Raw genomic sequence first — 22,520 nt, 5'->3', positions numbered from 1 at the left:
TTAAGACAGGAAAATTAATGAAAGGATTGCCGTGAACGGTGCCGTTTTTTTGTCGGGTGGCGGCCTCAAAACCCCCGGTGGCGCTACCGCTTACCGGGGCTACAGCGCTGTGCGATTTGGTAGCCCGGCTCAGCGCAGCGCAAGCCGGGGAAATAGCGGCGTCTTAGCCAAGCACCGCGGTACCCAGACGACAGGTGCAGCAGCGCCGCCCTTTATCGTCATACACTACAATTTCCCAGCTCTGACTCTGGCGGCCAAGGTGCAGCGGTCGGCATTCACCGCGCACTTTACCGCTGGAGACCGGACGATGGTGGGTAGCGTTAAGCTCGGTGCCCACCACGCACTGCCCATCCTCCGTCATCAGCCAACCGGCCATCGAGCCCAGCGTCTCCGCCAGCGCCGCGGAAGCGCCGCCGTGCAGCAGGCCAAACGGCTGATGCGTGCGCGCATCCACCGGCATCTCCGCCTCCAGTAGCCCCTCTTCCAGCCGGGTGTAGACGATGCCAAGATGCGCCACCATGGTGTTTTCGCTGCTGGCGTTCAGCGCCGCAAGCGTGAGCTCTCGTTTCCAGGCCATCTACGCCCCCAGAGTCGAGCCGCCATCGACCACAATATCCTGCAGCGTGATATGGCTGGCGTGAGAAGAGGCGAGGAACAAAATGGTATTGGCGATCTCCTGCGGACGGGCGATTTTGCCCAGCGGGATCCCAAGCTTAAACTGCTCGCCAAATCCGCGGATCCGCTGCTGTTCAGCATCTTCATTGACCCACAGGGTACGTTGCATATCGGTGTCGGTGGAGCCCGGCGATACCAGATTACAACGCACGCCGCTGCCTGCCAGCTCAAGCCCGACGGTCAACGCCAGGCTTTTCAGCGCCGCTTTCGAGGCGCCATAGGCGCTCATGCCGATACGCGGCGTATGCGCGGCATCGGAGGCGACGGTGACGATCGCCCCGCCCTGCTGACGGCGGAACTGCGCCATCGTCTGCTGAAACAGATTAAACGCGCCGCCGACGTTCACCGCGAAGGTCTGCTGCCAGTCCTCCGCGCTCAATTGATCGGTCTCCCCCATGCGCAGGATCCCGGCCGCATTCACCAGCACGTCCAGTCGTTCGATATCGTTGAGCAGACGCGCGCAAACGTCGCGTACCTGGTCGGCATCGGCGACGTCGAGCATTTCGGTGGCAAACGGGTAGCTTTCGCCGTCAAAGGCAAGGTCGAAACCGGTGACGTTGGCCCCGGCCTCGACGAAAGCCAGCGCGGTGGCATAGCCAATGCCTTTACCTGCGCCGGTCACCCACACGGTCTGGCCGTGAAAATCCAGAGCCGCCATTATTTCACCTCGCGGGAAAGAAGAGCCCACCAGGCGTCGATGGTCGGGTTTTTCGCCAGCATCACGAAGTCGATATCGCCGTGCACTTTGCGCCAGCGGGCGGCCAGCGCCATCATACGCACCGAATCCAGCCCGTAGTCGATCAGGTTTTCATCATCCAGCGGTTCGTCGGATTCGTCGAGCAGCGGCAGAATTAGTGCGCGCAGGGCCGCTTTGGAGGCTGGCAGCGGCAGCAGTTCTTCGGTCATCACCACCCGTCCGGAACGGCCGGCGACGTATTTCAGCGCCATCAAATGCTCTTCGCGGCTGAAGTCCGCCAGCGCATCGGCGACAAAGAACGGTTTGATATCGCGCATAAAAGCGTCGGTGGCGGTAGTCATGCAGCCGATATGGGCGTAAACGCCGGTGATGATCAGCTGGTCGCGGCCGGTCTCTTTCAGCATTTCTTCAAGCGGCGAGCGATGAAACGCGCTGTAGCGCCATTTCACCAACACCGTATCCTGTTCATCCGGCGCCAGCGCGGCAATCACCTGTTGCTGTTCCGGCGAGCGAGTCAACCCCGGCCCCCACATATCATTCAGCAGGGCGCGGTCTTCATCGCTCTGCTCTTTCGGCTGGGCGGTGTAGTACACCGGAATACCGTTTTGTTTGCAGAAGTCGCGCAGGGCGGCGATATTGGCCACCACTTTTTCCATCATCGCGCTGTTTTCGCCCCAGAAATTGAGGAAATACTCCTGCATGTCGTGGATCAGCAGCGCGGCGCGCGACGGCTCAAAGGCCCAGTTAACTTTGTTCGCCGGAATATCGCTGGCTTCCGGCAGCGCATAAGCCTGTAATTTAGGGATTGCCATTTTCTGTTCTCCTTCAGCCCAGCTTGCCTTCGGCCAGCCACTGACGTAATTGTTTTTTATCGACTTTGCCCACCGGCGTCAGCGGCAGCGCGGCAACGCACTCCACGCGATCCGGCAATTTAAATTCAGCCACGCCCTGCTCGCGCAGGAAGCGGCGCACCGCGACGGCGCGCAGCGGCGATGTCACCACCAGATAAGCGCAGCTCTTCTCGCCCAGCAGATTGTCCTCAATGCTGACCAGCGCGGCGTGGATCACCGCCTCATGGCGCAGCAGCAGGTTTTCTATCTCTTCAGCGGCGATCTTCTCGCCGCCGCGATTGATCTGATCTTTTTCCCGCCCCTGGACGGTGATATAGCCATCTTCATCGATCGAAATCAGATCGCCGGAGCAGTAAAATCCATCGGCATCAAAGGCTTCTGCGTTATGCTGCGGACTGTTGTAGTAGCCGCGGAAGGTATAAGGCCCGCGGGTCATCAGACGGCCCACTTCGCCGCGCGGCAGCGGGTTGCCGTCGGCATCCGCCACCCACACTTCGTCGTCAGGGCACATCGGGCAACCCTGGGTATTGATAATCCGCTGCGGGCTATCGTTTAGGCGGGTGTAGTTAACCAGCCCCTCCGCCATGCCGAACACCTGCTGCAGCTGGCAGCCGATTTCCGCCGGAATGCGCGCGGCGAGCGTCGCGGACAGGCGCGCTCCGCCAACCTGCAGTAACTGCAGCGATTGCAGTTGCGCGTTGCTGCCCCATTCATGAATAGCCTGCAACCACAGGCTGACCGCCGGCGGCACCAGCGACGCGACGTTAATCTGATGTTTTTCAATCAACGGGAAACAGAGCGTGGCGCTCGGGTCGGCGGCGAGGATCACCCGGCCGCCGGCGAGGAAGACGCCCAGTGAGCCCGGCGAGCTCATCGCATAGTTGTGCGCCGCCGGCAGCGCGTTGAGATAGCGCGTATCGGCGTTAATACCGCAGATCTCGTTGCTGCGGCGGATACTGTAATCGTAATCGTTATGGGTACGCGGGATAAGCTTCGGCGTCCCGGTGCTGCCGCCGGAGAGCTGGAAAAAAGCCACTTCGTCAGCCGGGGTCGGATTGGCGACGAAGTTATCCGCCGTACGGTTAATTTCCGTCGCCAGGTCGCGCTCGCCGCCATCGTTACGCAGCAGCGCGACGCGCAGTGAAGGATGCTCAGCGATAAAACCATTAAGGAAGCTATCGTCCGCAAACAGCGCGTGTTCGCGGTCGGCAATCAGCAGCGAGGGTTTAATCTGCGCGGCGTAGGCGTTGAGTTCGCTACGCTGGTGGCTAAACAAGGCGTTAACCGGAGCGACGCCGATGCGCAGCAGCGCAAAGAAGGTAATGTAGAACTCGGCGACGTTACCAAGCTGCACCAGCGCGGTTTCTCCGCGCTTAAGTCCCTGATGCTGCAGGGAAGACGCGAGGTTATCCACCAGCAGGTTAAACTGGCGGAAGCTAATTTGCCGCTCGCCGTCGATAATCGCCACGGCGTCATTTTCCGCATGACGAGTAATCAGATTGGTTAACGGCAGATCCTGCCAGTAGCCTTTTTGACGATAGCGGGCCGCAAACTCTTCCGGCCAACGGGTAAATGCAATCATCCTTGCCTCTTAATTCAAGCCAAATACGTTAAGCATGGTGGTGAGTTTGACGCCGGTTTCGCGCCATTCGCCCAGCGGCGAGGAGGCCGGGACGATCCCCGCGCCGGCAAACAGGCGCAGCGAGCGTTGATGTAGGCGCGCGCAGCGGATGGTCACTACCCATTCGCCGTTGCCTTCGTCATCGCACCAGCCGACAATGCCGCCAAACAGCTGGCGATCGAACGGTTCGAGCTCGGCAATCAGGCGCTTCGCCACCTGGTGCGGGAAACCGCTCAGCGCCGGGGTCGGGTGCAGCAGGCAGGCCAGCGACATGGCGTTTTCTTCCGCCAGCGCCGTACCTTCGATCGGCGTCGCCAGGTGCCATAAGGTTGGCGTGGTAATCAACTGCGGTGATTCCGGCAGCGACAGCTGGCTACTGCGCGGGCCAAGCACGCTCTTCATCGCCTGGGTCACCAGCTCGTGCTCATGGCGATCTTTACCGGAGGCCAGCAATTTATTGCCTGCTTCGCGGTCCAGCACGTCGTCAGGCTGGCGGCGGGCAGAGCCGGCCAGCGGCAGCGAACTGAAATGCAGCCCTTCTTTGCGCAGCAGGAGTTCCGGGCTGGCGCCCAGCAGTACCCCGCCGTCTGACAGCGGGACATGGAAATTAAAGCTCGCCGGGTTCTGGGCAATCAGCCGCTCCAGCAGCGCGCCGCTATCGACTCGGTCGCGGGTAGTGATATCAATCAGCCTTGAGAGCACCACTTTGTCGACTTCCGGAGTCGCCGTCAGCGCGGCGGCACGTTCCACCATCGCCAAAAACTCGTCCTGTTCCGGGATCTCCTGACGATCGACAACATCCATCGCCTTGAGCGGCGCCGCGTAACGCGCGGACTGCTGTTTGTCGGTACGGGAGAAGGTTTCCCAGCGTTCGGGGATATAGAGCTCGGAAGGCTGATTGGTGTCGAACGGAATCGCCCCGACCATTACCGGCTTGCGGATCCCCGCCGCGCGGGCTTCGGCAAAAGCGGCCGCCATTTTCTGCTGGAACTCGCCGTTCAGCGAATCACCGCCGACGGCAGGTTGGGAAAAACGGCTAAAACAGCCGGTGGTGCTGAAGCTGCGGTACGGCGACATAAAGAAGAAGCTTTGCGGCGACAGGGTCTGCGTTTTTTCCTGTACATCCTCAGCCAGTGACGTTTCCATATCATCCTCCAAAAACGATAAAGATATTAAGAATAATTATCATTTATATTTTTGTTGGCTAACCTAAAAGGTATTGCTCTCCTTGTCAACCGCACAAACAGCAGGTTATGCGACTTAAACTTGCATCCAGGCAACACAATGTTGAAAATGAGACGTATTTACTACAACTGACTCAGGATGCGAATTCGTGAATTTTGCCACTTTTTGCCGTCGTACTTTACTCGCCAGCGGGCTGTGCCTTTTAGGAATTACCTCAGCGCTGGCGGCGGACTGGCCGCGTCAGATCGCCGATAGCCGCGGCACCCATACGCTGGAAAGCCAGCCGCTGCGCATAGTCTCAACCAGCGTTACCCTCACCGGCTCGCTGCTGGCTATTGATGCGCCGGTGGTGGCCAGCGGCGCAACCACGCCGAATAACCGCGTGGCCGACGCGCAGGGCTTTCTGCGCCAGTGGGGCGATGTCGCGAAAAAGCGCAAACTGGCGCGACTGTATATTGGCGAACCCAGTGCCGAAGCGGTGGCGGCGCAGATGCCGGATCTGATCCTGATTAGCGCCACCGGCGGCGATTCCGCTCTCGCCCTGTACGACCAGCTTTCGACTATCGCGCCGACGCTTGTCATCAACTACGACGATAAAAGCTGGCAGACGCTGCTTACCCAATTAGGGCATATCACCGGTCACGAAAAGCAGGCGGACGCGCGCATTGCCGAGTTCAATAAACAGCTCGTTTCGTTAAAAGAGAAACTGAAGTTGCCGCCGCAGCCGGTCACCGCGCTGGTTTATACCGCCGCGGCGCATAGCGCCAATATCTGGACGCCGGAATCAGCGCAGGGTCAGATGCTGGAACAGTTAGGCTTTAAGCTGGCGGCGCTGCCGGCCGGCCTTCACGCCAGCCAGAGCCAGGGTAAGCGTCACGACATCGTGCAGTTGGGCGGCGAGAATCTGGCGGCGGGTATCAACGGCGAAAGCCTGTTCCTGTTCGCCGGCGACCAGAAAGACGCTGAGGCCATTTACGCTAACCCGCTGCTGGCGCACCTGCCGTCGGTTGCCGCGAAGCGCGTTTATCCGCTGGGTACCGAAACCTTCCGTCTTGACTACTACAGCGCCATGCTGGTCCTGCAGCGTTTATCCGCGCTCTTTGCCTGAGTCTCCCTTCCCGGCGCCTGGCGCCGGGATCTCATTTCATATCATCAAACACATCATCTATCTGTTACAAAAGACTTTTTACTCCTTTTTCCCTTTGATATCTCATCCATTCCTCATGCGAAACATCATCATTTGAGGTGTTGTTTTGTGATTAGCCATCGTCGCCGCCTTCCCCGAATATCTGCCCCACACCACTTGAGGTGGACATTCAACTCAGAAGGAACTTACCGTGACCACTAGCAAATTGATCAAGGGCGATACCCTGACCGAAACCAGCAACGCCGCAGATGGTTTTAACCCGGCAACTGAAGTCAGCAACTACAGCTACACGTCAGACCGCGTCGCCAAACCGGTCTATAACAAATACAAAAGCGCAACCACCAAACCAAAGGTATTCGGTTACTACACCGACTGGTCTCAGTATGATGGTCGCCTGCAGGGCGGCGATGCGAAAGATAACCGCGGCCGCGGCTATGATCTGACCAACGTCTCCCCTACCGCTTACGATAAAATTATCGTTGGCTTCGTCGGCGTGACCGGCTTCCATAAAGTGGATGGTCTGTATCACGATGTGGTGGCCGACGGGGCTGAGAAGTGCGGCAAAGTCAAATATGAACCGACCTTCCTCGACCCGTGGGGCGACTTCCAGTCCTACATTAACGTTGGCCACAGCGTCAGCGGCTGGGATGTCGATCCGAAAACCGTAACCCAGACGAACACCAAAGGCCTGCTCGGCGGCCTGCGCGACCTGCAGGCAAAAGCCAAACAGCAGGGCCACAACCTGGTGCTGTCCATGAGCATCGGCGGCTGGACCATGAGTAACGGCTTCCATGAAACCGCAGCGTCTGATTCCGCACGTAAAACCTTCTCTAAAGGCGTGGTGAAGCTGTTCAAACAGTTCCCGATGTTCAGCGAAGTGGATATCGACTGGGAGTACCCGAACGCTGAAGGCGCCGGTAACCCTTATGGCCCGGAAGATGGCGATAACTACGCCCTGCTGATTGCCGAACTGCGTAAGCAGCTGGATTCCGCCGGCCTGAGCGATGTCAAAATCTCTATCGCCAGTTCGGCGGTGGTGAAGACTTTCGATTATTCTAACGTCAAAGCGCTGCTCAGCGCCGGTCTGTACGGCATCAACCTGATGACCTATGACTTCTTCGGCACCCCGTGGGCCGAAAGCATTGCTCACCACAGCAACCTGAACGCCATTGAACAAGGCGGCTGGGCGGTTAACACCATCGTTGAACATCTGCTGGCGGAAGGTTTCCCCGCTGAACGTATCAACATCGGTTACGCCAGTTATACCCGTAACGGCCGCAACGCCGAGCTGGAGTCGCTGTCTCCGCTGAAAGGTACCTATAACCCGGGTAACGGCACCACCGTCGGTACCTTTGAATCGGGTACCACCGAATGGTATGACGTCATTTATAACTACCTGGACCTGGAAAACCAGAAAGGGCGTAACGGCTTTAACGTTTATACCGACCAGGTAGCTGACGCTGACTACCTCTACAACCCGGAATCCAAACTGTTTATGTCGCTGGATACGCCGCGCACCGTGAAAGCCAAAGGCGAATACGCGGCGAAGCTGGGCCTCGGCGGCATGTTCACCTGGACTATCGACCAGGACAACGGCGTGCTGGTTAACGCCGCCCGTGAAGGTCTGGGATATGAAATCGCTTCTGAAGTTATCGATATGGACCCGTTCTATTTCGAAGGCATCAACGTTGCGCCAGCTGATGAACAAGAGGAAGAAGATACAGACCAGACTGAACCGACGGTAAACCATGCGCCAGAGGCGGCGATTGAGATGATGGTCGTAGGCGGCTCCCGCGTTCGTCTGTCCGGGGAAAAGTCGTCTGATGAAGATAGCGACGAGCTGAGCTACAGCTGGGGCGTGCCGGCAGCGATTGATGTTGTGGATAAAACCGCCGCGGTTATTGAGTTCGATGTCCCGGTCGTCACCGCGGATACCGAGTTTACCTTTACCCTGTTCGTTCGCGACACCTGGGGCGAACCGTCAACCCAGCAGCGCTTTATTCTGTCGGTGGTCGTCGCTTCCCAGGGTGAACCAAGCGCTGATGAGCCGGCCGATGAGCCTGCGGATCAACCCGCCGATGAAGGAAAAGATACCGATGACGCGCCGGCAAAGGATGATGAAGTCGCGCCGTCCGACGACGCTACGCCTTACCCGCTGTGGGATGCTAAAACCGTTTATGGCGGCAGCTGGGGTACCTTTGAAACCGTGAGCTGGAAAGGCCATAACTATCAGGTGAAATGGTGGTCTCAGGGCAACCAGCCTGACCTGTACTGCGGCCAGTTCGACGTCTGGAAAGATCTCGGCGCGTACTAAGCATTAATATGTACCGATAAATGTCACCAGGCCCCGGAGCAATCCGGGGCCTTTCGCTATTGTTGCGCTTAACTTTCGCTGACCATTTCCGGACGCTGAAAACGACGTAGCTCGCGTAATAAGCCAACCAGTAATACGCCAACAATTACCAGCGCCCAGCCGCTGGCGCTGGCGGAAGCCACCGGGGTCATCACCGCCCCTAATCCGCCAAGCAACGCCGCGCCAATGGCATCGCCGGTGACGTTCTGCGCGGTCCACAGGCCATTAATGCGCCCCAGCATATTCTCCGGCGTTTGCGTCTGGATAAGCGTGTACTGTAGCAGCGAGCTTATCGCGCTCAGCCAACCAAACAGCGCCAGACAGAGCGCGCCCAGCGCCCAGAACGGCATCACGCTGAATAAAGCGATCGCCACAAATGACCCTACCGTTGTCATCAGCATCAACGCTCCCGGCCTGGCGGTATGCGCCAGTTGCCCGCTGGTTAACGCTCCCAGCGCCGCGCCAAGCGGGATGGCGGCGTACAACAGGCCAATTTGCGAATTTGACATCTGCCAGCCTTCCGCCAGCGCCGGATAAAGCACCCGCACCGCGCTGGCCATCGTCAACAGGCCGCCGAGCAGCGCAATACCGCCAATAAGCGGGCTATTAAAGAGAAATTTTAGCCCCGCCAGTAACGATTTCAGCGGATGCTCGCGCGGCTGCGGCGGTGGCGGCAGCAGCGGCAGGCGTAGCAGCGTCAGGGTGGTAATGAACGTCCCTGCCGCCGCCAGGCCATAATTCCAGGCAACACCGCCGGTCGCCAGCAATAGTCCGCCAATCATCGGCGAGATCACCGAACCGAGACGCACGGTCAACATGGTGATCGCCCCTGCCTGCATCAGATTTTCGCGGCCGACTAACGCCGGCGTTGCCGCCAATAGCGCGGTTACGCCTAAAGAGGCGAAGAAGCCATCCCAGATCCCCAGCAGGTAAATTACCGCCAGCGAGGGTTCCGGCAGCATGGCGTTCAGGCACAGGCCGACGAAGCCAACGCCGCAGGTGCCACGCGCCAGCAGGATCAGGCGTTTGCGTTCATAACGGTCGGCCAACACGCCGCCGACCATCAGCCCAATGAACATTGAACAGCCGGTCAACATCACTGAGAGGCCCACCTGCCAGGTCGAATGGGTCATCATCTGGATTTGTACCGGGATCGCCACGCCTAGCAGGCCAAGCGACAGGATCGAGATAAAGCGAGCGATAAAGACGGCGCGGAACGCCGGATGGGTGCGCAGGAGGCTGACATCAAGCAGCCGGGAAGGTCGGTTCATGCAAGGGCCTTGTCGTTATTTTTCATACCATTTTTATGGTTTCTCATGATAACATACCTGAATAAAATCGATAACGATAACTACTATCATTATCATGTCAGGGATTTGAACTATGTCGTTTTCTACGACCACGGTGCGCGCCGTCGCCGTGCCTGGTCTCTTGTTACTTTTAGCTCTCGCGATTGCGCTCAGCCTGCTTATCGGCGCCAAACCTCTGCCGCCTTCCGTGATTGTCGATGCCTTTTCCGGCAGTTGTCAGAGCGCCGACTGTACCATCGTACTGGATGCCCGCCTGCCGCGTACGCTGGCCGGATTGCTCGCCGGCTGCGCGCTCGGTCTCGCCGGCGCGCTGATGCAAACCCTCACCCGTAACCCGTTGGCCGACCCGGGCCTGCTCGGCGTCAACTCCGGCGCCAGCTTCGCCATCGTGTTAGGCGCGGCGCTGTTGGGTATCACTTCGCCGCAGGAGCAGCTGCTGATGGCCTTCTGCGGCGCCTTCGCCGCGTCGCTACTGGTCGCGTTTACCGGCAGCCAGGGCGGCGGCCAGCTTAGCCCGGTGCGCCTGACCCTGGCGGGCGTGGCGCTGGCGGCGGTACTGGAAGGCTTATCTAACGGCATCGCCCTGCTCAACCCGGACGTATATGACCAGCTGCGCTTCTGGCAGGCCGGTTCGCTGGATATTCGCACCCTGCAAACGCTGAAAATCGTCCTGCTGCCGGTACTGATTGCCGCCGCGGTAACGCTGTTTCTCAGCCGGGCGCTAAACAGCCTGAGTCTCGGCGCCGACACCGCCACCGCGCTCGGTAGCCGGGTCGCGCGCACCCAGCTTATCGGCCTGCTGGCGATCACCGTTCTGTGCGGCAGCGCGACGGCGCTGGTCGGCCCTATCGCCTTTATCGGCCTGATGATGCCGCATATGGCGCGCTGGCTGGTGGGAGCGGATCATCGCTGGTCATTGCCGGTCACGCTACTCGCCACCCCCGCCCTGTTGCTGTTTGCCGACGTGCTTGGCCGCCTGTTGGTGCCCGGTGAACTGCGCGTTTCGGTGGTCAGCGCCTTTATCGGCGCGCCGGTGCTGATCTGGCTGGTTCGCCGTCAGCCGCGAGGAGGTGCGCTGTGATGGCCCCTTCCCGTCGCCTGATTTTCTGCTGCCTGCTGCTGATCGCCGCCAGTCTGCTGGTGTCGCTGCTCGGTCTGGGTAATGGCCTGGTGCCGCTCAGCATCGAACAGGTGGTTTCGGCGCTACTCGGCGACGCACCGCGTAACGTCAGCATGGTGGTCACCGAATGGCGCTTGCCGCGCGTGCTGATGGCGCTGCTGATCGGCGCCGGGCTTGGCGTCAGCGGCGCCATTTTTCAGTCATTGATGCGTAACCCGCTGGGTAGCCCGGACGTAATGGGCTTCAACACCGGCGCCTGGAGCGGCGTGCTGGTGGCGATGGTGATGTTCGGCCAGAACCTGACCGCCATCGCGCTGGCGGCAATGCTTGGCGGCGTGCTGACCTCGCTGGTGGTGTGGCTGCTGGCGTGGCGCAACGGCATAGAAACCTTCCGCCTGATCATTATCGGCATCGGCGTGCGCGCCATGCTGGTGGCATTCAATACCTGGCTGCTGCTGCGCGCGTCGCTTGAGACCGCCCTTTCCGCCGGATTATGGAATGCCGGTTCGCTCAACGGCCTGACGTGGGGCAAAACCTGGCCTTCGGCGCCGCTGATTCTGCTGATGTTGGCGTGCGGCGCGCTGCTGGCGCGGCGGATGCGGCTGCTGGAGATGGGCGACGATACCGCCTGCGCGCTGGGGGTTCGGGTCGAACGTTCGCGCCTGCTGCTGATGCTGGTGGCGGTGCTGCTGACCGCTTCCGCCACCGCGCTGGCCGGGCCTATTTCTTTCGTCGCGCTGGTCGCGCCGCATATCGCCCGGCGGATAAGCGGTACCGCACGCTGGGGGTTAACCCAGTCGGCGCTGTGCGGCGCGCTGCTGCTGGCGCTGGCCGATTACTGCGCTCAGCGCCTGTTCATGCCTTATCAGTTACCGGTTGGGGTGGTCACCGTCAGTCTTGGCGGTATCTACCTCATCGCGTTATTAATTCAGGAGTCCCGCAAAAAATGACCGCTGTAACTTCCCGTTTGCGCGGCGACCAGTTGACCCTGGCCTACGGCAAAAAGACCATCGCCGAATCGCTGAATGTCACAATTCCTGACGGTCATTTCACGGCGATTATCGGCCCCAACGGCTGTGGTAAATCAACTCTGCTGCGGACCCTTAGCCGTCTGATGACGCCGTCCAGCGGACACGTTTATCTCGACGGCGAGCAGATCCAGCGCTACGCCAGCAAAGAGGTGGCGAAGCGGATTGGCCTGCTGGCGCAGAATGCCACCACGCCCGGCGATATCACCGTACAAGAGCTAGTGGCGCGCGGTCGCTATCCGCACCAGCCGATGTTTACCCGTTGGCGTAAAGAAGATGAAACTGCGGTAAATAACGCGATGCGGGCGACGGGTATTGTCGACCTCGCGCTGCAGAGCGTGGATACCCTCTCCGGCGGCCAGCGCCAGCGGGCATGGATTGCGATGGTACTGGCGCAGGAGACGGCGATTATGTTGCTTGATGAGCCGACGACCTGGCTGGATATCAGCCATCAGATCGACCTGCTGGAACTGTTAAGCGAGCTGAATCGCGAGAAGGGATATACGCTGGCGGCGGTACTGCACGATCTCAATCAGGCCTGCCGTTACGCCACCCATCTGATCGCCCTGCGTGACGGTAAGATCGTCGCCGAAGGGGCGCCGAAAGAGATCGTCACGGCGGATCTGATTGAGCGTATCTACGGCCTGCGCTGCACGATAATCGAGGATCCGGTGGCGCATACGCCGCTGGTGGTGCCGCTGGGTCGCCGATAATCTTTTCTATACCATCTCAACCATCGCATTCCCGGCTTGCGCTGCGCTGAGCCGGGCTACCAAAAACGGGTAGCCCGAGCTCTACCGTTACCCCAGAATTTCCCGCACTACCGGGCCTATCGCTTCAAAGGCCTGCGGCGAGATAATCTCGACGTGAGCGCAGTTCTGGCTGAACACCTCCAGTTCGCCAACCCACGGCCCCCATGCGACCTGCGGATCCATCCCTTTCTGGCGCGTTTTCTCCGCCACAAATAGCGTTGCTTTACCGTCAAACTTTGCGCTGTGCGCGGTCGTCAACAGGCGCACCGCATCGGCGTAGTTACCTTCGATCGCGCTGAACAGCTCGCCGGAAGCCTGCCCCTGCTGAGCGGCGAGAAACGCTTCGCGCTCGCGGGCGATTTCCGCCAGTACTTCGGGATCCAGACCGTTCGCCTCTTTCTCCGCCCAGTTTTGCGTCTCCGGCGGCCAGGTATCGAGCAGGCCGAGGAACGCCACCTCTTCGCCGCGCTGACGTAAACGGGCGGCAATCCCCTGCGCCAGCGTTCCGCCGAGCGAATAACCAAACAGATAGTAAGGCCCATGCGGCTGCTGCGCTAAAAGCGTGCGCAGATGGTGCTCGCAGACTTCGTCGAGGTTGGCGGCGGAGGCCATCGGCCCCGTCGGACGCGGCGACTGAATACCGGTAATCGACCAGCGCGGGCTAAGATAACGCGCCAGCACGCTGAACTGCCAGGCAAAACCGGAGGCCGGATGGAAGCAGAACAGCGTCGGACCGTCGCTCTCGCGCAGCGGCAACAGCGCATCGAAGCCCAGGCGCTGCGCCTGCTCGTCGCTCAGGTCGGAAGCCAGAAGCGCGCTCAGCTTGCCGACCGTCGAAGCGACCATCACCTGCCCCGGCGTCACCTGCCGCGCCAGCTCGCGGCTAAGCTGCGCCGCCAGCCGCATAGCCAGCAGCGAATGGCCGCCGAGGGCGAAGAAATCGGCGTCGATGTCATTTACCTCGCAGCCCAGCAGCTGACTGAACGCCGCGGCAACGGCCATTTCGGTAGCCGATTGCGGCGGGCGACCGCAGCGCTCGCTGCTTAAGGAGGGGAGCGGTAGCGCTTTACGATCCAGCTTACCGTTGGCGCTGAGCGGGAAGGATTCCAGCTGGATCAACACCACCGGCACCATGTGCGGCGGCAGCTGTTCGCTAAGACGCGCCTTCAGCGCCGCCACGTCCAGCTGCTGGCCGGACTCGCTCACCAGATAACCGACGAGCTGGCGGGCATCGCCGCCGGTGGCCGCGGCCTGATTGAAGACGCAGGCGTGGCACACCGCCTGCGCGACGTCCGGCAGCGCCGCCATCACCCGGTCGATCTCGCCAAGCTCAATGCGCTGGCCGCGAATTTTCAACTGATCGTCGCTGCGGCCAAGATATTCCACCGCGCCGTTATCCAGCCAGCGCGCCACATCGCCGGTGCGGTACATGCGCTCGCCGGGGGCAAACGGGTCGGCAATAAAGCGGCTGGCGGTGAGATCAGGGCGGCCCATATACCCCTGCGCCAGCTGGATGCCCGTGAGGTACAAATCACCCGCCACGCCCGGCGGCACCGGGCGCATGGCGGCATCAAGAATACGTAATCCGGTGTTCCATACCGGCCAGCCGATGGGCACGCTGTTGCCGGTTACCGCCGCCAGCTCTGGCCCGCTGGCGGGATACCAACTGACATCCACCGCCGCTTCCGTTGGCCCGTACAGGTTATGCAGCGGCGCGCCGGTTAAGCGCTCCCATTCGCGACACAGTTCCGTCGGCAGCGCTTCGCCGCTGCAGAAAACGCGTTTTAGCGTCCGGCAGGATGACACATTATCGCTATCCAGCGAGGCGACAAACGCCGCCAGCATCGACGGAACAAAGTGGGTGGTGGTCACGCCGTACTGCGCGAAGAGCCGCTGCATCGCCTGCGGATCGCGATGCGCCTCCGGCGCCGCCATCACCAGCTGGGCGCCGGTCATAAACGGCCACCAGAATTCCCATACCGAGACATCAAAGCTGCACGGCGTCTTCTGCGCCACCACATCGGCGGCGGTTAACGGATAGTGATTTTGCATCCACAGCAGGCGGTTCACGATGGCGGTCTGGCCGACCATCACCCCTTTCGGCCGTCCGGTGGAACCGGAGGTGAAGATGATATACGCGGTATGTTCCGGTTTTGACAGCGCCAGCGGCGTATCATCTTCAGCAGCCAGCGGCTGCTCATAACACAAGCTGGTCAGTCCCGGAATATCGCTAAAACGGGCCAGTTGATCGTCAGAGGTAATCAGCAGCGATGGCTGCGCATCTTCCAGCATCATCCGCAGACGGTCATCCGGGTAGCCGGTATCCAGCGGCAGCCAGGCGGCGCCGGCTTCGACGATACCGTGCAGCGCCAGCGTCAGGAAGACCGAACGCGGTAAGGCAACCGCCACGCTATCCCCCGGCTGCACGCCGCGTTGCCGCAGCAGGTTGGCCAGCGCCACCACCTGTTGGCGCATTTCGCGGTAGCTAAAGCGCCAGTTGGCATCCGCCAGCGCCGGGGCATCCGGCGTTTTCCGCGCCTGTTCCGCCACCAGCGCGCTGAGGGTAGTGGTCGGCAGCGGCATCGCGGTATTGTTGATCAACGCCAGCTGCGCGCCTTCTTCCGCCGACAACATCTCCGCCTCGCCGCAGCGCAGCGCCGGATTGGCGGCGAACTGCGCCAGTAACGATGTCAGACGCGATACGTGGCGGTTCAGCGTGACGTCATCATAACGCGCTTTATTGGCAAGGATCTCCAGCGACAGGCCGCCGCGTTCGTCCGGGAATAATGCCAGCTCGAGGTCATTCACCGGGCCGGTGGCGAGGGTATGCGTCTGCGCCTTCACGTCGTCGATATCCAACTGGTAATCAAAGACTTTAATGTTCAGCACCGGGCCAAACAGCGGTTCGTCGCCCGCCGCTTTGCCGCTATCGCGGACAATTTGCTCGGCATCGTAGCGCTGATGGCGGCGCATTTTTTTCAGCTGCCCGGAGAGTCGCGTCGCCAGTTGCGCCAGCGTCTCCTGCGCGTCGATATTCACCGCCAGCGGCAGTACGTTGAGTACCGGGCCGGTGGCGGTCAGCGCCGCCGATCCCATGCGGCGCATAAAGATAAAGCCAGCCGCGTAATCCATTCGGCCGCACAGCCGCCCCAGCCACAACGTCGTCAGCGCCAACGCCAGATCGGCGCGCTGGCACTGCGGCGCGCTGGCCGCGAGCTGGCTGAAGACAGCCGGATCGGCCTCCAGTTTCAGGCGCCAGATATCGCTGCTGGTCGCCCGCCCGGCCAGCGGCGCGTCTGATAGCGAGGCCGGAGACGGCAACGCCTGACGCTGCGCCTGCCAGAAGGCTTTATCGCGCTGCCACGCCTCGCTGCCGTAGTAGCGCTGATACTCTTCCACCACTTCGGCGAACGGCGTAAACGGTGAATCCGGCGTCTCTTCGCCGCGTTGCCAGGCACGATAAATAGCGGCGATCTGGCGGGTAATGGCCGGGAAGCTAAAGCCATCGACCAGCAAATGGTGATAGCGCTGATACCAGTACCAGCAGTCGTCGCCAACGCGCATGAGCTGATGGCAGACCAGCGGATTACCGCTATCGACGCGCAGATTCTGCCCGAGATCGCTTTGCATCAGCGCCAGCGCGGCCATGTGCGGATCGGCCTGCTGGCGCAGGTCGACGCTTTGCGGCTCGGCAAACTCGCGCGCGTCATCAACCCACTGCCACGCTTCGCCGTTATCTTCACAAAAACGCATGCTTAGGGTATCGGCCTGCTTAAGCCCGGCGACGATTGCCTTACTCAGCAGCACCGGATCAAGATTGCCGCGCAGTTCAACATAGTGGGCAACGCTCCAGGCGCCAGGTAGCGTGGAGAGGCGTTCAGCCATCCAAATTCCCGGCTGCGCCGCAACCAGCGGTAAACGTGTACTCATCGAAAGCTCCTCAGGAGGCGTAATGCGCTGGAATAAGAGTTGACCAGTTGGCGGCAAGCCAGGCGTTACAGGCCTCTAATGACTGCGGCGGACACTCCACCGTCCAGCCTGTCGGCAGCGCGCAGTGATGCGGCCACAGGCTATATTGCCCCTGTGCGTTGCGCAGAATGTAAAACTGCCCTTGCGGATTGTCGAAGGGGTTGCTGAATTGCATCTCTCACTCCTCATTAAGCGCGTGTTGTTGCCCGCGGCGCAAAGGCAGCCACAGCTGGATAAGCCCGGACGTCAGCCCGCCGCGCCAGCATAGCGCGTCATGACCGCCGTCAACCTGGCGCCAGAAAACGGACGGCGTGGTCTGCCGTAGTTGCGCGAAAAGCGCCTGGTTGGCGCGAAAAATAATCGGCTCGCGCACGCCGGCTTCCAGCCAGATACGCAGCCCCTGCGGTCGAAGCTCGCCGCGCTGCAGTTGTTCAAGTATCACTCCCGGCTGGCTACTGCCGCGCTGCGGCCACCAGTACGACCCCGACTGGCTCAGAACGCAGCCAAAACGCTGCGGCCAGTGGAGCGCGGCATACATCGCCGCCAGACCGCCGAAGCTCTGTCCCGCCACCACCGTCCGGTCGGCGCGATCGCTGAACGGCGCCACGGCCTGCACCTGCGGCAGCAGTTCTTCCTGTACCGCCAGCCAGAAATCACGGTTGCAGGGCAACTCGACGCTTCGGTGTTGATTGTCGATAACGTCGATCAGCACATAGACCGCCGGCGGCAGGCGGCCTTCCCGCGTCAGCCCCGCCAGCGGCGCAAAGACAGGCATGCTTTCGGCCCAGAACTGGCCGTCAAGCAGGACCGCCAGCGGGCGATCCGTCCCACTGCCGGTGGTGTAAATCCACACTCGTCGTTGGTTACCTAATCGCTGGCTGCGCCATTCAATACAGCGCGGCGCTGGCGAAACCGGCTCGCGATAATGCCAACCCGGCTGTTCCGGCGCCTGCGGCAGTTCCAGCGCCGAGACCGCGTGGCCGCGCCCCCCCTTCCAGCTTTGCGGATTGCGGGGATCGGCAATCGCCCGCGGCAGCAGTTTGCGCCAGCCTTCGCGCAGCAGCGCGCGGTCCGGCGCTTCACCGTTAAAAAGCTGCGGGGAAAAATCGTCGTCGCGTTCGGAGGGAATAAAACAGTAGCTGCCGCGCCAGCTGGCGGGGAGCGTGGTTTGCCAGCACCAGGCATCGGTACCGGGGATGCGCTGCAGGGTTTGCGGCGCCGCGTTGTGGTGATGATCGGTGACGCCGGTAATGTAAATCCACACCCGCCGAATCGGCGACGTGGTTTCGCTGCCTGCCGGATCGCGCCACCAGAAGGTCACCCGATATGCGTCTCCCAGCGCCTCTGTCTGCGGGCCGGCGATCCCCCGCCACCAGTCGTCACTTCCCGTTATTTGCATTCCGTCAGTAACCCTATGTTTACCGTGATTTTTATCAACAAAGGTAATATTTATTGATAATATTATTGATAACTATTTGCATTTGCAATAGCGTATTAACGCGCCTATGGGTAGCGCGTCTTCTCATTACATTAAATCAAGGTCAGAGAGGGTCTTTTCAGAGCGTTTGGCTCGGTCGGCTACGGAAAGCGTTCACCTTCTACTGGCTACATTTATGCCGTCTCCCCTCCCGGTGGGAAGGGGCTTCTGGGGAAAGCGGCAAAGAAAAGCGGAACTGACTTACAATGAATAACAGGATTAAGTCCCTGGCCTTAATGGTCAATCTGGGTATCTACGGGGTGGCATTCCCGCTGTGCGCGGCAGAAGAAACCACCGACAGTAAACAAACCGCCGGTGAAGAAACGATGGTAGTCACCGCCGAGGTGCAAAACCTGCAGGCGCCGGGCGTTTCTACCATTACCGCCGATGAAATTCGCAAACGTCCGCCGGCGCGCGACGTCTCTGAAATCATCCGTACCATGCCGGGCGTCAACCTGACCGGCAACTCCACCAGCGGCCAGCGCGGCAACAATCGCCAGATTGATATTCGCGGTATGGGCCCGGAAAACACCTTAATCCTGATTGACGGTAAGCCCGTGACCAGCCGTAACTCTGTTCGTCTCGGCTGGCGCGGCGAGCGCGACACCCGCGGCGATACCAGCTGGGTACCGCCGGAAATGATCGAACGTATTGACGTTATCCGCGGCCCGGCGGCGGCGCGCTACGGCAACGGCGCGGCGGGCGGCGTGGTCAACATCATTACTAAAAAATTCGACAACCAGTGGCATGGTTCGTGGAACGCCTACATGAACATGCCGGAGCATAAAGACGAAGGCGCGACCAAGCGTACCGACTTTAGCCTCAGCGGCCCGCTGGGCGGCGATTTCAGCTTCCGCATGTACGGTAACCTCGATAAAACCCAGGCTGATGCCTGGGATATCAACCAGGGCCATCAGTCTGAACGTACCGGCATTTACGCCGATACCCTGCCCGCCGGGCGTGAAGGGGTAGAAAACAAAAACATCAACGGCGTGGTGCGCTGGGATTTCGCGCCGATGCAGTCGCTGGAGTTTGAAGCCGGCTATAGCCGCCAGGGCAACCTGTACGCCGGTGATACGCAAAACACCAACAGCAACGATCTGGTGAAAGAGAACTACGGTAAAGAGACCAACCGTCTCTATCGCAATACTTACTCCGTGACCTGGAACGGCGGCTGGGATAACGGCGTGACCACCAGCAACTGGGCGCAGTACGAACACACCCGCAACTCCCGTAAAGGCGAAGGTCTGGCGGGCGGCACCGAGGGGATCTTCAGCAGCAACCAGTTTACCGATATCGATCTCTCCGACGTGATGCTGCACAGCGAAGTCAATATTCCGTTCGATCTGTGGGTTAACCAGAACCTGACGCTTGGTACCGAATGGAACCAGCAGCGCATGAAGGACAACGCCTCTAATACCCAGGAACTCTCTGGCGGTGAAATTCCGGGCTATGACAGCACCGGCCGCAGCCCGTATTCGAAAGCGGAAATCTTCTCCCTGTTCGCCGAGAACAACATGGAAGTGACCGATACCACCATGCTGACGCCGGCGCTGCGTTTCGATCACCACAGTATTGTCGGTAATAACTGGAGCCCGTCGTTGAACCTGTCGCAGGGTCTGGGCGACGACTTTACCCTGAAAATGGGTATCGCCCGCGCCTATAAAGCGCCGAGCCTGTATCAGACCAACCCCAACTATATTCTCTACAGTAAAGGTCAGGGCTGCTACGCCAGCCAAGCAGGCTGCTACCTGCAAGGGAATGACGATTTAAAAGCAGAGACCAGCATCAACAAAGAGATCGGCCTCGAGTTCAAACGCGACGGCTGGCTGGCGGGGGTTACCTGGTTCCGTAACGATTACCGCAACAAGATTGAAGCGGGATATGCCCCAGTTTATCGCAATACTAAAGGGACCGACCTGTACCAATGGGAAAACGTGCCGAAAGCGGTAGTTGAAGGGCTGGAAGGCACGTTGAACGTGCCGGTCAGCGAGACGGTGAACTGGACCAACAACATCACCTACATGCTGCAGAGTAAGAACAAAGAGACCGGCGATCGCCTGTCGATTATTCCGGAATACACGCTGAACTCGACGCTGAGCTGGCAGGTTTATCAGGACGTTTCTGTGCAATCGACCTTCACCTGGTACGGCAAGCAGGAACCGAAGAAGTACAACTACAAAGGCCAGCCGGTCACCGGCAGCGAGAAGAACGAGGTCAGCCCGTATAGCATTCTCGGCCTGAGCGCGACCTGGGACGTGACCAAAAACGTCAGCCTGACCGGCGGCGTGGATAACGTCTTCGACAAGCGCCACTGGCGCGCGGGTAACGCCCAAACCACCGGCGGCGACAAAGGGAGTATGTACGGCGCTGGCGCTGAGACCTATAACGAATCCGGCCGTACCTGGTATATGAGCGTCAACACCCACTTCTGATAATATTAGTGTCTGACGCCCTCCCCGCCGGGAGGGCGTTTTTTTCAACACTGCGCTATTTTCTGTACCCGCGCGACAATCGACGCCGCATCAAAACCGTGATACTGACGCAACCAGCCGCGATCGGCGGCCGCCGCATACTCGCCATCCGGGATCCCCAGACGCTGCAAGGCAATCCCCGCGCCCGCTTCCGCCAGCACTTCGGCGACCAGGCTCCCCAGACCGCCGTTGACGTTATGCTCTTCGACGGTAATAACTGAACGGCATGACTGCAGCGCCGCCAGCAGCGCCGCGGTATCACAGGGACGAATCGACGGCACGCTGACCACTTTCGCCTCAATGCCGAGGTCGGCAAGCTGCTGCGCCGCCTCCACCACTTCGTGCACGGTTGAACCGGTCGCCACCAGCGCCACCGCAGCGCCTTCGCGCAGGGTCAGCACCGCGCCGGGCACAAAACGGTACGCTTCGTCATGCAACTCCGGCAGCGCCTTGCCGTCAAGGCGGATATAAACCGGCCCCTGATACGCCAGGGCGTAGTCGATAATCTGCCGACATTCGCGCGGCGTGGAGGGGGCGAAAATCTGGATATTGCCGAAACCGCGCATTACCGCCAGGTCGTCAATAGCATGGTGGGTACTGGCCAATGGGCCATAGCTGGCCCCGGCGTTAAGGCCAAAGAGCTTGACGTTGGTGTTGTTGTAGCAGACATCGACTTTAATCTGCTCGTTAGCGCGGGAGACAAGGAACGGCGCGGCGTTACAGGTCACCGCCACTTTACCGCCGAGCGCCAGCCCCGCGGCGGTGCCGACCATGCTCTGCTCGGCGATACCGACGTTAACCAGCCGTCCGGGGAACTGCTTAATAAAAGGAGCGATCTTGGCCGTTGAGGTGGAGTCCGCGACCACCGGCACCAGATCGACGCCCTTTTCCACCGCGGCGATAAACGCCTCGACCATCACGTTCGCCAGGTGTTCTGCATTACTCATCTTTCAGTTCCTCCAGCGCCAGTGCGATTTCCTCGCCTTTCGGCACCCGGTGATGCCACTCCGGGCGCCCCTGGATAAAGGAGATGCCCGCGCCCTTCGTGGTGTTGGCAATAATGACGTTAGGTTTACCGTTCTGCTGCAGCCCTTCGATAGCCGCGACCACCGAGGCCATATCGTTACCCTCGCATTCGCTGACCTCCATGCCGAAGGCGCGCCATTTATCGGCCAGCGGATCGGTATTCATAATTTCGCGGGTTGGCCCAGCCAGCTGAAGATTGTTCTTATCATTAATAATGACCAGGTTATCGAGGCCATAATGGGCCGCCGCCAGCGCCGCCTCCCAGTTACTGCCTTCCGCCAGTTCGCCGTCGCCGGTGATTAAAAAGATGCGGCGGGAGCTATTGCTTTTCTTTGCGGCCAGCGCCAGCCCCACCGCAACGGGCAAACCGTGGCCCAGCGCGCCGGTATTTAGCTCAATGCCCGGCGTTTTCTGCCGCACCGGATGGCCGGGAAGGTGCGAGTTCGCGTGCTGGTAGGTCTCCAGCCATTCGATCGGGAAGAAACCCGCTTCCGCCAGTACGCAGTAGTAGCAGCCCACCGCATGGCCTTTCGACTGGATATAGATATCGCGCTGCGGGTCGTCAAGACGATCGGGCGCCGCATTGAGCACACGGAAGTAGAGCGCGGTTAACAACTCGACCTGCGACAGGTCGGCCCCGGTGTGCCCGCCCGCCGGACTATTGGCGTTTAAGCGGACAATGTGGCGGCGCACGGCGCGCGCTTTGCGCTCAAGCGTCTGGACATCAAATCTGTAGGGATTCATTTAATACCTCTGAATTTATTTTCAATATGGAATATTTATTCCGTCAGGGACTAAAAAAACCAGATATCCCCATGCCGGTGGTTAGCCTTCC

General features: G+C 60.3%; 17 protein-coding genes. 6 read left to right on the top strand and 11 right to left on the bottom strand.

Features of this window, described 5'->3' with window-relative positions; translation table 11 throughout:
• Nucleotides 1-163: 163 nt before the first annotated feature.
• The 5 genes from entH to entC are packed head-to-tail and all read right to left on the bottom strand — an operon-like array spanning nucleotide 164 to nucleotide 4,990.
• Nucleotides 164-577, bottom strand: coding sequence for a proofreading thioesterase EntH (gene entH, locus PGR29_RS08525; RefSeq protein WP_316424405.1), 414 nt, complete (start codon nucleotides 575-577; stop codon nucleotides 164-166).
• Complete coding sequence (gene entA, locus PGR29_RS08520) at nucleotides 578-1,333, bottom strand: 2,3-dihydro-2,3-dihydroxybenzoate dehydrogenase EntA (RefSeq protein ID WP_316424404.1); 756 nt, start codon at nucleotides 1,331-1,333, stop codon at nucleotides 578-580.
• Nucleotides 1,333-2,184, bottom strand: coding sequence for an enterobactin biosynthesis bifunctional isochorismatase/aryl carrier protein EntB (entB, locus tag PGR29_RS08515; protein WP_015367768.1), 852 nt, complete (start codon nucleotides 2,182-2,184; stop codon nucleotides 1,333-1,335). Before entB ends, entA begins: the two co-directional genes overlap by 1 nt.
• 13 nt (nucleotides 2,185-2,197) lie before the next feature.
• Nucleotides 2,198-3,805 carry a (2,3-dihydroxybenzoyl)adenylate synthase EntE gene (entE, locus tag PGR29_RS08510; protein WP_113373834.1) on the bottom strand — a complete coding sequence of 536 codons (1,608 nt, stop codon included), beginning with the start codon at nucleotides 3,803-3,805 and terminating at the stop codon, nucleotides 2,198-2,200.
• A 9-nt stretch (nucleotides 3,806-3,814) separates the two neighbouring features.
• On the bottom strand, nucleotides 3,815-4,990 hold the full coding sequence (entC, locus tag PGR29_RS08505) for an isochorismate synthase EntC (RefSeq protein WP_045361975.1): 1,176 nt from the start codon (nucleotides 4,988-4,990) through the stop codon (nucleotides 3,815-3,817).
• Nucleotides 4,991-5,177: 187 nt separating this feature from the next.
• Between entC and fepB the strand changes: the two genes are divergently transcribed.
• Together fepB and PGR29_RS08495 are read left to right on the top strand one after the other, a co-directional pair.
• Entirely contained in the window at nucleotides 5,178-6,137 is a 960-nt protein-coding gene (gene fepB, locus PGR29_RS08500; protein WP_308957891.1) for a Fe2+-enterobactin ABC transporter substrate-binding protein, read from the top strand.
• Nucleotides 6,138-6,366: 229 nt separating this feature from the next.
• The gene (locus PGR29_RS08495) at nucleotides 6,367-8,490 is read left to right on the top strand and encodes a glycosyl hydrolase family 18 protein (protein ID WP_316424402.1); all 2,124 of its coding nucleotides are present in this window, start codon (nucleotides 6,367-6,369) and stop codon (nucleotides 8,488-8,490) included.
• 68 nt (nucleotides 8,491-8,558) lie between these two features.
• Here the strand turns inward: PGR29_RS08495 and entS are convergent, their stop codons facing one another.
• On the bottom strand, nucleotides 8,559-9,800 hold the full coding sequence (gene entS / locus PGR29_RS08490; protein ID WP_316424401.1) for an enterobactin transporter EntS: 1,242 nt from the start codon (nucleotides 9,798-9,800) through the stop codon (nucleotides 8,559-8,561).
• 112 nt (nucleotides 9,801-9,912) lie between these two features.
• Between entS and fepD the strand changes: the two genes are divergently transcribed.
• Genes fepD through fepC form a run of 3 tightly spaced genes read left to right on the top strand, consistent with a single transcriptional unit; the run spans nucleotide 9,913 to nucleotide 12,700 of the window.
• Nucleotides 9,913-10,920 carry a Fe(3+)-siderophore ABC transporter permease gene (gene fepD / locus PGR29_RS08485; RefSeq protein WP_213794466.1) on the top strand — a complete coding sequence of 336 codons (1,008 nt, stop codon included), beginning with the start codon at nucleotides 9,913-9,915 and terminating at the stop codon, nucleotides 10,918-10,920.
• Complete coding sequence (fepG, locus tag PGR29_RS08480) at nucleotides 10,920-11,909, top strand: iron-enterobactin ABC transporter permease (protein WP_213317422.1); 990 nt, start codon at nucleotides 10,920-10,922, stop codon at nucleotides 11,907-11,909. The genes fepD and fepG overlap by 1 nt, the downstream gene beginning before the upstream one ends.
• Nucleotides 11,906-12,700 carry an iron-enterobactin ABC transporter ATP-binding protein gene (fepC, locus tag PGR29_RS08475; RefSeq protein WP_087860268.1) on the top strand — a complete coding sequence of 265 codons (795 nt, stop codon included), beginning with the start codon at nucleotides 11,906-11,908 and terminating at the stop codon, nucleotides 12,698-12,700. The genes fepG and fepC overlap by 4 nt, the downstream gene beginning before the upstream one ends.
• 87 nt (nucleotides 12,701-12,787) lie before the next feature.
• Here the strand turns inward: fepC and entF are convergent, their stop codons facing one another.
• The 3 genes from entF to fes are packed head-to-tail and all read right to left on the bottom strand — an operon-like array spanning nucleotide 12,788 to nucleotide 18,155.
• On the bottom strand, nucleotides 12,788-16,669 hold the full coding sequence (gene entF / locus PGR29_RS08470; protein WP_316424400.1) for an enterobactin non-ribosomal peptide synthetase EntF: 3,882 nt from the start codon (nucleotides 16,667-16,669) through the stop codon (nucleotides 12,788-12,790).
• A 10-nt stretch (nucleotides 16,670-16,679) separates the two neighbouring features.
• Complete coding sequence (locus tag PGR29_RS08465; protein ID WP_015367778.1) at nucleotides 16,680-16,883, bottom strand: MbtH family protein; 204 nt, start codon at nucleotides 16,881-16,883, stop codon at nucleotides 16,680-16,682.
• Nucleotides 16,884-16,886: 3 nt separating this feature from the next.
• Nucleotides 16,887-18,155, bottom strand: a complete 1,269-nt coding sequence (gene fes, locus PGR29_RS08460) for an enterochelin esterase (protein ID WP_316424636.1) — start codon at nucleotides 18,153-18,155, stop codon at nucleotides 16,887-16,889.
• A gap of 236 nt (nucleotides 18,156-18,391) precedes the next feature.
• Here fes and fepA point away from each other — a divergent pair, with 236 nt between their 5' ends.
• Nucleotides 18,392-20,620 carry a siderophore enterobactin receptor FepA gene (gene fepA / locus PGR29_RS08455; protein WP_316424399.1) on the top strand — a complete coding sequence of 743 codons (2,229 nt, stop codon included), beginning with the start codon at nucleotides 18,392-18,394 and terminating at the stop codon, nucleotides 20,618-20,620.
• A gap of 44 nt (nucleotides 20,621-20,664) precedes the next feature.
• Here fepA and PGR29_RS08450 read toward each other — a convergent pair whose 3' ends face one another.
• Nucleotides 20,665-21,606 carry a transketolase family protein gene (locus PGR29_RS08450; RefSeq protein ID WP_316424398.1) on the bottom strand — a complete coding sequence of 314 codons (942 nt, stop codon included), beginning with the start codon at nucleotides 21,604-21,606 and terminating at the stop codon, nucleotides 20,665-20,667.
• Nucleotides 21,599-22,429 carry a transketolase gene (locus PGR29_RS08445; protein ID WP_087860274.1) on the bottom strand — a complete coding sequence of 277 codons (831 nt, stop codon included), beginning with the start codon at nucleotides 22,427-22,429 and terminating at the stop codon, nucleotides 21,599-21,601. The genes PGR29_RS08450 and PGR29_RS08445 overlap by 8 nt, the downstream gene beginning before the upstream one ends.
• Nucleotides 22,430-22,520 lie beyond the last annotated feature (91 nt).

Origin of the sequence: Klebsiella sp. 141203, from assembly GCF_032601985.1 — a bacterium.
Lineage (GTDB): Bacteria > Pseudomonadota > Gammaproteobacteria > Enterobacterales > Enterobacteriaceae > Klebsiella > Klebsiella aerogenes.
The sequence above is the reverse complement of the archived record's forward strand: the minus strand, read 5'-3'. Positions and strand labels throughout refer to the sequence as shown.